This is a genomic window from Limisphaera sp. 4302-co, from assembly GCF_049537155.1.
Classification (GTDB): domain Bacteria; phylum Verrucomicrobiota; class Verrucomicrobiia; order Limisphaerales; family Limisphaeraceae; genus Limisphaera.
On record NZ_JBMVQZ010000001.1, the window covers coordinates 438,945 to 452,338 of the forward strand.

General features: G+C 65.8%; 9 protein-coding genes and 1 other RNA gene. All 10 read right to left on the reverse strand.

Annotated elements, in window-relative coordinates; translation table 11 throughout:
• Window positions 1–178: 178 nt before the first annotated feature.
• Entirely contained in the window at window positions 179–793 is a 615-nt protein-coding gene (locus ACPDIX_RS01620; RefSeq protein WP_423430023.1) for an HAD family hydrolase, read from the reverse strand.
• 33 nt (window positions 794–826) lie between these two features.
• Entirely contained in the window at window positions 827–1,429 is a 603-nt protein-coding gene (recR, locus tag ACPDIX_RS01625; protein ID WP_423430172.1) for a recombination mediator RecR, read from the reverse strand.
• Window positions 1,430–1,479: 50 nt separating this feature from the next.
• Window positions 1,480–1,791, reverse strand: coding sequence for a YbaB/EbfC family nucleoid-associated protein (locus tag ACPDIX_RS01630; RefSeq protein WP_423430024.1), 312 nt, complete (start codon window positions 1,789–1,791; stop codon window positions 1,480–1,482).
• A 69-nt stretch (window positions 1,792–1,860) separates the two neighbouring features.
• Entirely contained in the window at window positions 1,861–3,678 is a 1,818-nt protein-coding gene (gene dnaX / locus ACPDIX_RS01635) for a DNA polymerase III subunit gamma/tau (RefSeq protein ID WP_423430025.1), read from the reverse strand.
• A gap of 58 nt (window positions 3,679–3,736) precedes the next feature.
• Window positions 3,737–3,833, reverse strand: an RNA gene (ffs, locus tag ACPDIX_RS01640) — signal recognition particle sRNA small type.
• 97 nt (window positions 3,834–3,930) lie between these two features.
• Window positions 3,931–5,964: a cytochrome c biogenesis protein gene (locus ACPDIX_RS01645; protein WP_423430026.1), complete on the reverse strand. Its 2,034-nt coding sequence runs from the start codon at window positions 5,962–5,964 to the stop codon at window positions 3,931–3,933.
• Entirely contained in the window at window positions 5,961–7,106 is a 1,146-nt protein-coding gene (locus tag ACPDIX_RS01650) for a cytochrome c biogenesis protein ResB (protein ID WP_423430027.1), read from the reverse strand. The genes ACPDIX_RS01645 and ACPDIX_RS01650 overlap by 4 nt, the downstream gene beginning before the upstream one ends.
• Before the next feature lie 8 nt (window positions 7,107–7,114).
• A complete protein-coding gene (locus ACPDIX_RS01655) occupies window positions 7,115–8,239 on the reverse strand; it encodes a hypothetical protein (protein WP_423430028.1) in 1,125 nt (374 codons plus the stop codon).
• A gap of 170 nt (window positions 8,240–8,409) precedes the next feature.
• Entirely contained in the window at window positions 8,410–9,816 is a 1,407-nt protein-coding gene (gene rho, locus ACPDIX_RS01660) for a transcription termination factor Rho (RefSeq protein WP_423430173.1), read from the reverse strand.
• Window positions 9,817–10,444: 628 nt separating this feature from the next.
• Window positions 10,445–13,102 carry a tetratricopeptide repeat protein gene (locus ACPDIX_RS01665; protein WP_423430029.1) on the reverse strand — a complete coding sequence of 886 codons (2,658 nt, stop codon included), beginning with the start codon at window positions 13,100–13,102 and terminating at the stop codon, window positions 10,445–10,447.
• Window positions 13,103–13,394 lie beyond the last annotated feature (292 nt).

The following is a 13,394-nucleotide window of genomic DNA, read 5'->3' on the forward strand; positions in this document are numbered from 1 at the left end:
GATGCTTCTCCTTCCGGTTTTGGTTACCCCACAGCTAGGTCAAAACCGTGGCGGCAGCAACCGCAAAAGCGCTCCCGGTGTTCGGCGCGCGGAGCGTCGGTGTGCCACACCGCGGCAGGGAGGCCCGTCCCCCCGTCCTGCGGGCCGGCCCGCCAAGGGAACAAGCCTCCGGGCAAGGTCACAACAAGCCCAGCCCGGTCAAGCGCCGCCGGCTCGATTCCGGATCGGTGTGGACCCAGGCCTGCCAGCCGCGGTCCAGGCCGGCCTGGACGTTTTCAGGCCGATCATCCAGATAGGCAATCTGCGGGCCTGTTTTCCCGGCCAGCCGTTCCAGCGTTTCATACATGCCCGGCGCGGGTTTCATGGAGCGCACTTCGTAGGAGAGCACCGCGCCGTCGAAGTGATGGACGAAGGGGAAATGACGGCGGATGTGTTCCATGGCCAGGTCGTTGGTGTTGGAAAACAGCCACGTGGGGATCCGCCGGGCGCGCAGTTGCCGGTGCAGCTCCACCATCGGTTCGATGGGCCAGAAAATGTCGGCGAAACAATGACCGAACTCGGCGAGGTCGCCCCGGAAGCCGGTCCGACTGCGGACAGCCTCGAAGAATTCGTGTCGTGCAAGCAGACCGGTTTCGTAGCGGATGAGCAATTCGGAGGAGTCCAGGACGGCTCGAACCGTGGCTTCGTCGGCCTCGCTCCGTTCGGCGATGCGCCGGGCGGCGATGCCGTAGTCGAAGTCCAACAACACTTTGCCGAGGTCGAAGACGACGATTTCGGGACGAATGGCGTTCATGAGGATGGCATGCGAGAGGGGAACGATCGGGCCTCAGGTGATTTCCCGCCGGCCTTGCAAGGCGTGGCCCAGGGTGAGTTCGTCGGCATACTCGAGGCCGGTTCCGGCCGGCAATCCGTGTGCGATGCGCGTGATGCGTAGTCCGGGCCGGGCCAGGCGTTTGGCCAGGTAATGGCTCGTGGCTTCGCCCTCCACGTCGGTGCCCAGCGCCAGGATCAGTTCACGGACGGGTTCCGTTTGCAGTCGCTCTTCCAGCGGCCCGATGCGGAGGTCCTCGGGTTCCACTCCTTCGAGCGGCGAAATCCGCCCGCCGAGGACGTGGTACCGTCCGTGGTAACTGCCGGAACGTTCGATGCTCAAAACGTCTGTGGGCCGTTCCACCACGCACAGCAGCGAATCGTCCCGACGGGGGTCGGTGCAGAAATGACAGGGCGAAATCTCGGTCAGCGCGCCGCAGCGGCTACATCCATGAACGGTGGCGCGGGCACGGCGGATGGCTTCGGCCAGTTCCCCGGCCAGGTGCGGATCGCTCTGCACCAGGAAGAGGGCCATGCGCTCGGCCGAGCGTCGGCCCACTCCGGGCAACCGCGTCAGTGCGGTGATCAGGGTATGGAGAGCCTCCGGCCAGCCGCTCATGAAACCTTTCGGGATCAGCCCGCCCCGGAGCCACACCAGCAACGTGGCCGTCACATCAGCCCCGGCAGCTGGAAACCCGAGGTCACCTTGGCCATTTCGGCATTGGCGATTTCCTTGGCCTGGTTGAGCGCCTGGTTGACCGCGCTCAGGATCATGTCCTCCACCAGACCCACATCCGAGGGATCCAGGGCCTGGGGATCGATCTTGAGGCTGACCAGGCTGCCGTCGCACCGGGCCACCACTTTGACAGCCCCTCCGCCGCTGGTGGCTTCCACAGTCCGCTGGGCCAGTTGGCTCTGAATCTGTTCGATCTGCTGTTGCAGGCGGGCGGCCTGCTTGATCATTTTGCCGAGACTCGACATGCGTGCTGCTCCATGGCTCACCCCGGCCCGGTGCCTGCGCTTTTGCGGGCTGCACCGGGACCGGTTGGTTCAACCCTGTTTGACGATTCGTGCCTTGAACATTTCCAAAGCCTGCCGGATCAAAGGATCGTCCTTGAACGCTTCCGGGTCCAGTTTCAAGGGCGGTGCCGGACTCTGCTCGATGGCCTTCGGCGCAGCCGAGCCGCGCCGACGGGGCTGGGCCGACCCGGTCTCGGTCGGGGCCGATTCGCCGGAGGAGGCCGCCGTTGGGGAAGGAGAAGCGGGCGGGGCCGACGCCGATTTCCCCGCCGGTGGATCCGCCACGACGAACGCCACCTGGGCGGCGGGCACACCCAGTTCGCGCAATTTGGTTTCGAGGATTTGACGGAACTGGGGCGCGTCTGCCAGATCGCGTTGTCCCTCCCACTCCCGCGGAAACCCGATGACCACGCGGTGATCCTCGCGCCGGACGAGATGCGCGTGGTCCAGGATGCCGCGCAGGAACGGATTGGCTCGCCCCACACTCTCCAGCAGGCGTTGCCAGAGGGCCTCGCCCGTCTGCGGCGCCGGAACCTTTTCAGCAGGCGGTCCGGCCGGCGATTCCGCCGCAGTGCCGGAGGCACTGGAAGGGCCTGATGCGACGGAGTCTGCGTGCGCCGGAGCAGGGCGCGAGGTTTCCTGGATCGAAGCGGCTTCCACGGCCGGCCGGGTGCCCGCGGACCCGGAAGGGCTTTCGCCGGTCTCCGACGCATCGCGCAGGGATCGCAACTCTTCCAGCACGTACTCCAGGCTGACCGCCTGCCGCGCTTCCACGGCCCGGAGCAGGGCGACTTCCAGGACCACCTGACGCGAGACGGCGTCGGCGAGCCGGTTTTCCGCATCGGCGAGCACTTCCACGATGCGTGCGGCCCCCTCCCAGGTGACGCATGCCGCCTGTTCTTTCAGAGCGGTTCGCTCGGCCTCCGAGAGGTCCAGCAGGTCCGGATCTTCTCCGGCCAGGTGCCAGACCATCAGATTGCGGAAGTGCGAAACCAGGTCGGCCAGCAGGCGTCCAGGATCCTTCCCCTGCCCCAGGAGGCGGTCCAGCATCCGGATGACCTCGGCCCGGTCGCCCCGCAAGATGGCCGTGCTCATGGCCAGCAACTGGTCCCGGGCCGTCAAACCGTACATGGAAAGCACGTCGCTTTCCTGAATGCGCTTTCCGCAGAAACTGATCAACTGATCGAGCGTGGACTCCGCGTCGCGGAGCCCGCCGTCAGCCCCGCGGGCGATCGCATAAAGTGCCGGTTCCTCGATTTCCACCCCTTCCAGCCGGGCGATGTGGGCCAGGTGTTTCACGATCAAGGTCGTGGGGATGCGACGCAGATCGAACCGCTGGCACCGCGACAGGATGGTGGCCGGCACCTTCTCCGGTTCGGTGGTGGCGAACATGAACTTCACGTGGTCCGGCGGTTCTTCCAGGGTCTTCAACAGGGCGTTGAAGGCCTCCCGGGTCAGCATGTGGACCTCGTCGATGATGTAGATGCGGAACCGGGACTGTGCCGGCGCGTAGTGGACCGTCTCGCGAAGGCTGCGGATCTCGTCAATGCCCCGGTTGCTGGCCGCATCGATCTCCAGCACGTCCAATGAACGGCCCTCGGCGATCTCGCGGCAGCGGGGGTCGTCGTCCAAGAAATCCACCGTGGGCCCGTTGGTGGCGTTGAGACACTTGGCGAAGATGCGGGCGATGGTGGTCTTGCCGGTGCCGCGCGGTCCGCAGAACAGGTAGGCGTGCGCAATCCGGTTCTGAGCGATGGCGTTGGCCAGGGTGCGCGTCACATGTTCCTGGCCCACCACCTCGCTGAACCGCTGCGGGCGGTACTTGCGCGCAATGACCTGATAGGACATGACCGGGATGCCAATCGCAGCCTCGACGGGTCTTGCACCTGCCGGGCGTTGGAAATCCAAAGGCCAGGGTGACCACGGCAGATGCAGAGCAAACTACCGTTGCTGCCTTCCGGCCCTGGCGGGGTTCGTTTGTCCGCATTCCGTGGGCCCTGGCGCCGTTCACTCTGCGCCAGGAACGACCCCGCTTCAAGCGAAAGATGGATCCCAGCCACGCGCAGGGACCCGCCAGGTTCGCCGAAGGGCGCGGACCACTCAGGAACCGGCCGCAGGTTCGGGCGCTGCGACGGGATGGTCGACCGCATCTCTCCGGATCCGGAAGCTCCGCCACTTTTCCAGGGGCAACAGGCCCAGGGCGATGACCGCCAGTTGGGTGGCGTAGAACAGCAACAACCAGCGGAACGCCGCGTCCATGAATCCATAGGAATGAAGCCCGATGCCCAGCATGTTGGTGCCGAACCAGGAGAAGGCCGTTACCACATTGCCGAAGATGGCCATGTTGGCCAGACCCCGTGCACGAATCAGTCCGCCCCACCGCGCATGCAGCATGGCCGCACACCACAACACGATCATCAGGGCGCCGTTTTCCTTGGGATCCCATCCCCAAAAGCGGCCCCAGGACTGGTCGGCCCAGATTCCTCCCAGGACCGTGCCGGCGAAGCTGAACAGGGTGCCGAAGCAGATCACGGCGTAGATCATTTTCGCCAGGGCCGCACCCAGGGTGGTCGCCGCCTTGTCGTCCGGACCGAACGGCCGTTGATTGGGTTCCTCCGTCGCCCTGCCGACCCGCAGCGGATGCGCCAGCAAGGGGGTGAACACCCCCAGCACCACGTACAGGATGCCGAGGAATCCGGCGAAGAACATGGCCGCGTAACCGAGCGTGATGGTGATGACGTGCGTGGCGAGCCAGAAGTTATTGTCCAGCACGGCCCGCATCATCTCCATGGTGTCGCCACCCAGGGCCAGGTTGTGGGCGATCAACAGTGTCACGAACCCCACGAGGGAGGAGGCCGCCACGCCGAGCCCCATCCGATAGGCGCGTTCGACGCCCACCCCGAGCAGGGTGACCGCCCAACCCACGAAGACCGCCGAGGAATAAAGATTGGTCACGGGCGGGCGCCGCTCCAGCCAGATGCGGTAGGCCAATCCTGCCGTGTGAACCGCCACGGCAAGCACCGCCAGCAAAAACGCCGACTTGCGCAGACTCTCGCTCCCGGCCGGCCAGGTCTGCACCGTCAGCATGGCCCCGGCGGCCAGCAGAAAGGCGCACAGGTAGATGATCATGGCATGCAGGAAGGCCTGGAGCTGGTTGTACCAGAACTCGGCCCGACCCTTGCGGGCCTCGGCCGGGGCGTTGGCGGCCAACCAGTCCCGATACTCGGCGACGGCACGGTTGAACCGCGCGGCGTCCTGCCGGGCGTAGCCGGCAGCCATCTCTGCCAGCCACCATACCGGTTGCGGCAGTTCACTGCCCGTCAGACCCGCTTCGAAGAGCACCTGGCCGAGGTTTCGCCACTGGTCGCGCGGGGCGTCCGGCCCGGGCGGTGGAACCACCCACGGATAGGCCAGTTGCGACATCTGATCGAACCGCCGCAGGTATTCCACGTACCGGTCCAGCGCCTGCTGATCGTATTCCTTGCCCGCCTGACGTGCCCGGAGCGCCGCCAGGCCGGGCCGCACGGCTTCCTGAAACGCCCGCAATTCGGCCGCAAAGTCCTGCGTGCCCACCGGCTGGAGGGTGAATTTGAGCCGTTGATACAGGGCCACGGCGTTGAAGAGTTTGGCCACCTGGCGCTGATAGGCCGTGCGGGCCTGCGACTCCACGTTCATGGCCTGCCGGCCCTCGGCTTCGATCCGGCCCAGGACCGGCACCAGATCGTTGAACGCAAAATAATGCAGGCCCGACTTCTCAACCCCTTTGCCGCGGAGGTTGTACTCATCCAGCAACTCCGGATGATGGATGAGAAAGACGGGCCGGGAATCAGCCACGTCCGGCCGGGTCATGACCTCCAGGAGCCATTCGGTGGCCCGCAGCTTGGGCGGGTGTTTCCAGAATTCGTAACTCTTTTTCTCGGCCAGGGGAACGGCGGCTGTGCCGCGGATCTGCATCAGGGAGTTGCGTCCCAGGGAATCGAAGGGCTGGACCCGGCCGTTGGCCAGCACGGGCAATCGGCCGAAGGCCTGCAGGTGGAACTCGCCCTCGGGACGGGGCAGCAGAATGGCCACGATGTCGGCGGCGAAGACCGCCAACAGCGTCCACGGCAGAAGCTTGAGCAGCCAGGCTTTCATCGGGACAGACGCTTCGAGAATCGGAACAGGTGGATGCTGAACTGCAGCAGCAGCCCCACGCTCACCAGGGTACAGGCCACGTAGGGCGTCAGCCAACTCGGGTTACGGACCACCTGCAGGACCGTGCCCTGGTCATCCGGGTCGTAACTGGCCTGGTAATAGGTGTAACCGCCGTAACGCAACGGGTTGTTCATATAGATGAGGATTTCCCGTTCGGTGCCGTTGCGTGGATCGGTCAGGAGAATGCGACTGGAAAAATTCTTCGGAATGTCGGTGCCCGGATAACGATCGTGCCGGAAGTCCAGCAGCCGGATCGTCCACGGCACGTGGATCCGTTGCAGCCGCATGGTGAGGTGGAACGTGCGATTGCCCACGCTGACCGTCTGGGGCTGGCTGATGTACTCGGAGACCACCCAGGTGCCGAGCGACCCCTCCGCGCCGAGCAACTCGATCACCGCAGCCGGCACGTCGCGTTTGTTCATCTCCGTGACATGCGGCAGGGGCTTCAGTTCGATTTGCGGACCGACGCCACGGGTGGCCGGCGGGGGGGTGGTCGAACGCTCCGTGCGTTGCGCGATCATGGCGTTCGGGTGAAAACGCAGGATGCGGACCCGGAACGGAAGGTCGGGCACGACGACCTCTCCCTGACGCTGGAGCACCCGGTGGGGAATCGCCACCACGCGTTCCCGGGCGGGATCGGTGGCCTCGGTGATGGCCAGTTCCACGTGCCGGTCCATTTCCGAATAGTTCTTGGCCTCGCCCTCGCGGAGGTGAAGCGTGCTCTCGACCGACAGCAGGTCGGTGGCGAACTGGCCGATCAACAGCAGAACCAGTCCGGCGTGGATGAGCACGATCCCGCTTTTGCGCCAGTCGGGACGGAAATAGCGCCAGTGGGCCGCCACCAGGTTGATCAACATCAAACTGCCCAGCAGGTAGCCGCCCGGAAACACGGGAATGCGCCATGACGCGCCCGGCGGTCCCCAGTAAACGAAGAAACTGCGGAAGAACTCATGCTGCGCCCGGTACAGACCCATCGTAACCTGGCCCAAGGTGCCGATGAACACCAGCACCATGGCCAGGATCAACAGGGCCACCGTCAGCCGCAACGAGCTGAAAAACCGAAAAAGACGTTCAAGCGGCATGGCCGGGATCAGTAACGGGCCGACCGGACAAACCCGAGGAAAGCCTCCCTCTGCGCCTTCACAGCCTCCGGCGGCCCGGTGAGTTTGTAAAACCACGTTCGATCGCCCAGCGGGACCATGACACCCACGACGTGCGCGGGTGCGCCCTTGCGAACATCCGTCCCTGCCAGTTCGATCTGCATCCCCTGGCTGCCTGCCAGTTGGACGGAGACCGTCTGCTGTCGAATCTCATCGGCGCCTGCCTCCCCAAGGCCGAGCTGCCGCCGCCACCGGTTGACATTGGCGATCCAACCGCCGCCTTCACCGGCCGACTGGCTGATGTTGATCTCGACCTGTTGGTCGCCCTCGCCGGCCACGAATTTGGCCGCCAGGAACTGGCCGGGCGGCGCAGGCTGCCAACCCGACGGGACCTCCCACGAGGGCAGCCCGCCGCCGGCCCCTCCTTCCGCAACGGCTCCGGCCTCGCTTTCCGGCACAAACTTCACCGATCCGAGCCAGTTCAGGAACGCCCTCTTCTGGCTGCCGACGAACTCGTCCGGTCCCGTCATCTTGAAGAACCAGGCCACGTCGCCGACGTCCACCATGGCGCCCAGGATGCGGATCTTCCGGCTTTCCCCCGGGGGCGGCTCGGCCGTCGTCAGCTCGAACAGACGGCCCTCGTGACCGTCCACGGTCACGGGCGTGGCGGCGCGGGTCATTTCCTCGGCCGACCCCTCGGGCAGACCGAGCTGCTGGCGCCAGAGGTTCCACATCTCCAGCGTCCGGCCGGTCAGACCGCGCAACGGAATGACGCCGAGATCGGCGTGTTCCGCATGAGGATCGCCGACGATGAAGCTGGCCGCCCGCATGGCGCTGGCGGGTTGCTCCGTCCAACCGTCGGGCACCGTGTACTCAATCCGCGGCTTGGAACCGGCCAGATCGCCGTGCGGATGTCCGGCCATGCCGGGGGCAGCGCCCGCAGCCGTCCCTCCATGTGGTGAAGTGACCGCTGAAGCGGGACTCTCGGGCGATTTGGCGACCTCGTAGACCTTCACCTCTTCGCGCCGGCAGCCGGCGCCCAGGAGCACACCCAATCCCAGAGCCACCCAGGCGAAAGGGATGAGCCGCCGGCCGCCGGCTCCAACCGTGTTCATGGTATGCATCTTCATTGCACCGCGTGAATCAGTAGACCTGAACTGTGGACCGGGCAAGACCTGCCGGTTCCCATTTTGAGTTTTCTTGATCCAGGACAAAAAAGGCCGGGCGAACCAACCCGGATCGCCCGGCCGAAACGAGCCGCGGACAGGATGACCAACCCGGTGCATCAGCGCACGTCCAGGCTCAGCAGGAACTCCACGTTGGTCTTGTACTGCTTGAGCTTGTTGAGCAACAGCTCCATGGCCTCCACGGGCGGCACGCCGGTGAGGGCCCGGCGCAGCAGGACGATGCGCGCGTACTCGTCCGGGTGATAGAGGAGCTCTTCCTTCCGCGTGCCGGAGCGTTCGATGTTGATGGAGGGGAAGATCCGCCGGTCCACCAACGCGCGGTCAAGATGAACCTCCATGTTGCCGGTGCCCTTGAACTCCTCGAAGATCACCTCGTCCATTCGGCTGCCGGTGTCAATCAGGGCGGTGGCCATGATGGTGAGCGAACCGCCCTCCTCGATGTTGCGCGCCGCACCGAAAAACCGCTTGGGTTTGTGGAGGGCGTTGGCGTCCACACCACCGGACAGGATCTTGCCGGAGTGCGGCTGGATCGTGTTGTAGGCGCGGGCCAGCCGCGTGATCGAGTCCAACAGGATGACCACGTCCTTTTTCCGCTCCACCATGCGCTTGGCCTTCTCGAGCACCATTTCAGCGACCTGAACGTGCCGCTCCGGCGGCTCATCGAAGGTGGAGCTGATGACCTCGGCCCCCCGACAGGTTCGTTCCATGTCGGTGACCTCCTCGGGCCGTTCGTCAATCAGAAGGATGAAGAGATAGACCTCCGGGTTGTTCTTGAGGATGGCGTTGGCCAGTTTCTGCATGAGCACCGTTTTCCCGGTGCGCGGCGGGGCCACAATCAGCCCGCGTGTCCCCTTGCCGATGGGGCAGACGAGATCCAGCACCCGCGTGCTCAACTCGTCCGGTTCGGTTTCCAGAATGAACCGCTGCGTGGGGAACAGCGGGGTGAGATTGTCGAAATGCGTTCGTTCCTTGGCCTTTTCCGGGTCCTCGCCATCAATGGCCTCGACCTTCAGCAGGGCAAAGAACCGTTCCTTTTCCTTGGGCGGCCGGATCTGGCCGGCCACACGATTGCCGGTCTGGAGATTGAAACGCCGGATCTGGGAAGGCGAGACGTACACGTCCTCCGGACACGGCAGGTAATTGAAGCTCTGGGAGCGGAGGAAACCGAATCCTTCGGGCAGGATCTCGAGCACGCCCTCCGAAAACATCACACCGGCCCGTTCGGCGTTTTTCTGCAGGATCTGGAAGATGATCTCGTGCTTCCGCATCGTGCCGTAGTTCTCCACCCCCAGCTCGCGGGCCATTTGATTGAGTTCGTTCATGGACATGGCCTGGAGCTTGGCGATGTTGATGGACTCGGCGATGCGGTCGCGCTGCCGGCCGGTGGCAGACTCGGATTCCGCGCGCCGGCCGGCCAGGGCCTGCTGTCGCTCCTCTTCGGCCTGTTCGCGCGCAGCCGCCTCAGCGGCAGCCTGTTTCACCGCCTCGGCCGTGGGCGTCTCCATGGAGGGCGACCATTCGACCACGCCGGTCTCGGCCGGTTCGGGCGCGACTCCGGCGGGCTCGTCCGGTACCGTCTCGGCCGGGGCCGCATCCGCAGGGGCGGGCGCAGCCTCGCGGTTCTGACGCCGGCGCCGCCCGCGGCGGCGGGACGAACCCTCCGGCTCGTGGTCGCCCGCACCTCCGGGCGTCCACTCCCCGCGCTCCGTCTCGGACGAACCCGTGGAACCGGGTGATTCGCCGGCCGACCCCTCCCGGCCTTCCAGAGGCAGCTGACCGGACTCGTGTTCTTCGGTTTGACGCCTGGTGGATCGTTTGCTCGTGACTCGTGGCATAAAGGTGTTTCAAGTGCCGCTGCGCAATCCTCCTCCCCAGTCCCGCAGACATTCCGGATTACCCGATTGGACCGACGTTTGATGCTCCGGGTTCAATCTTGGGAGCCATCGGTTACCGGGGCCGGCGTGTTGCTGCAAGAGTTCGGGTTGCTGTTTGCGGCAAGAGGTCTTGCAGTGATTACGCAGGCATCAGGATGACTCAAGACGCGGCTTTGTCAAGGGGACAAAAGCGAGGAATCCACCTGCGCCCGCGGGCAGCCCAAACCGCAAAGCGGTGCAGGCGCCGGGTGGGACCGGCTCAACCGGTTGAAGAATCGCCGGCAGCCAGGCGTTCGCGCACCCGTTCCATGCGCTTTTCCAAGCCCGGCTGCAAGGGAGGCAGCAGGTCGCGCAAGCGCTCGTAGATCCGCAGGGCCTGGCGCCATTCTCCCAGGAGCTCGGCCACCCGGGCGGCTTCGAGTCCGGCCCGGCGTGTCCAGAAGGGGTCGGGCGATTCGCCCGGGCGAAGGGGCCGCCCGTACAGCACGTCAACGTACCGGTCCAACGCCGCACGAAGGAGGGTGTCGCGCTCCGAATCGGAGGTGACCGCGGCCAGCCGCTCGTTCACCAGGCCCAGGCCCACCCAGGCCTGACAGCGCGTCGGCACATCGGATGCCGGCAGGGAGAGCGCCTGTTGAAACGCGTTGCTGGCGGTGGCGTAGTGGGCCGGATCGCGCGTGGCCAGCTGAAGATAACACTCGCCGATTTCACCCCAGGCGCGTGCGGCGGCGGTGTTGGTGGGGTTGAAGTCCAGCACCTTGGCAAAGATCCGCGCCGCCTCCTCGAAGTTGGCCAGGGGCGCGTTGGTGTCTGCCGGAGGCAGGCGCCGCACCGCGTCGCCGTAGGCAAACAGGGCCTGTACCTTCAATGGGATCGGACATCGCAGGTCGCTGGTGAGGTTGGTGAAATAGCCGATCGCGTCCGACCAGGCCTGTCGGGCCATGGCCACCCGACCGGCCATCATGCGGGCTTCGTAGGCCAGAGGGTGATTGCTCCAGACGGTGGCCAGGAGCTGGTATTGCCTCTCGGCCTCGACAAACGCCGCCGGTCCGAGCGCGTAGTAGTAATCGGCCACCCACCACTGCGCGCGGGCGGCCAATGGCTGGTTGGTGTAGAGGGCCACAAAATTCGTGAAAACCTGAAGGGCCGCGGCATCCTCGCCCAATCGGGCCAGGGCCCATCCGAGCGCAAATTCGACTTGAGGACGGAGTTCATGCCGGGGGAACTGCTCCAGCCAACGGCGATGGACTTCCACCGCCGCTTGCCAGTTCCCTTCCAGCTCGTAGGTCCGGGCCACGGCAAGCTGGAGATCCGCCTTTTTGGGTGTGTCCGGAAACTTCTCGAGCACACGGGTGAAGATCTCGCGCGCGGCGCGCGGGTTGCCGTGTCGGGCCAAGCCCTGGCCCTGCAGGGTCAGGGCCGTCTCGGTGAGGTAACTGCCGGGAAACTCGCTCAGGATGCGGCTGACGGCCTGGTCGGCAGCAGCCAGATCGCCCACTTCCACGGCTGAACGGACGATTTGGTAAAGGGCCGGTTCACACAACTGGGTCCGCACCTGGGAATCTTTCTCCGCCAGCGCGGTCACCTCGCGATAATGCCGGATGGCCTCCTGGTACCGGCCCTGTCGAAATTTCACGTCGCCCAACTTGAAATGGGCGGCCGCACGCGCGGGCCCTTCGGGCAGGCCCGCCGCGGCTTTTTCGAAGGCCGCGGCCGCACCGGCCCAATCGCCGGCCAGCCACAGGCACCAGCCCCGGTCCAGTTCGACCCTCGCGCGATACGGACTGTCCGGGAAACGGTCGAGCACGCTCTCGAAGCGCCCACGTGCCCGGGCCAGCAGATTGGTGGCAACGCCCCCCTGCCCTTCCTCGGCCGCGCGCAGGCACTGCTCCAATTCCAGCTCGCCGAGCAGCACCATCACCAGATCGGTGATCGGGCTGTTGGTCTGGACCTGCAGAAAGGTCTCCATGGCCGGGGTCGCCTCGGCGGCCCGATCGGCCGCCAGCGCCAGCCGGCCGAGCCGGACCGCGCTTTCCGACTGCACCTCCGGTGGCACGTTGGTGGCCAGGTTGAGCCGGTACAAAGCAAGCGCCCCTGCCGCGTCACCCGCAGCCTCCAGGACCGCGGCATGGGTCAGCCGGGCCCGTCCCTCCCAGATCGGCGCGCCCATGGAGCGGGCCAGTCCGACAAGGTTGGTCGTCAGCGGCAGGGCTTCGCTCACGCGGTTCAAGGACTGCAGGACCTGGATCTCCAGCCAGAGCCGGCGAAAGGCCAGCGGCGCCGGCAATTGGACGCGACTGGCGTCTTGCAGGATCGCCAGCGCCACTTCACCCTGACCGGTGCGCCACACGGCCTCGGCCCGGAGCAAATGACCGCGCACGGCGGCGTCGCTGTCCGGTTTTTCCCGCGCGAGCTTTTGGAACACGCCCTTCTCGTCGCCCAAAAGTTCGGCCGCACGCTCCCAGCGGCCCTGTGCGGCCAGGGCCGCCGCCTCGTTCACCGAAGCCTCCAAACGCAGGGACGAATCGGGAAAGCGCTCCAACAATTCCCGGAACCGCTTGGCGGCTGCCTCGGGCCGGCCCCGCCGTTGTTCGGCCTCGCCCAGCCAGAACACGAACGCGTCGGCCATCGAGCCGGCGCGCGATTGTTCGGTTTCCAGCAGCTCCACCGCCTCCCCTGCCCGTCCCAACTGCAGCAACGCCTGGGCGCGCAGCAGCACGGCCAGCGGGCGGCGGTTCGAGTCCGGGTAGCTCTGAATGAACCGACCCAGCTCCTTCTCAGCCCGTGCCCACAGCTCGTCTTCGAAGGCCCGTGCCGCGGCATTGTAGTCTGCATCCTCGTTCTGCGCGGCCGGTAGCGCCGGGCAAAAGGCCAGGAACAGCGCCGGCAGCCACCACAATCTGCGTTTGACACCCACGAGCGCATTCTGGAGAGCTCTCGGCCGGGTTCAAAGTGCGAACTGCCGAACCGCGCAGTTGGTTGCCGATTTCAGGAGGGCACCGAACCCGGCACCCACACCAAGTGCGGCCCGGCGGGTCCAGGCGCTCCGGTGCCGCCTCCCGACGGCGCGAAGTCCGGGCAGGCGATCATGGTCCCACCGGCTCCCAAGTGCTTTCCCCCGTCATGCTTGGCAAGCCTCTCCGACGATCCGGTTGCGTCCGCAGGGATGCTGTGAATAACCCGTGAACAACTCTTAACATCTTCGGCTT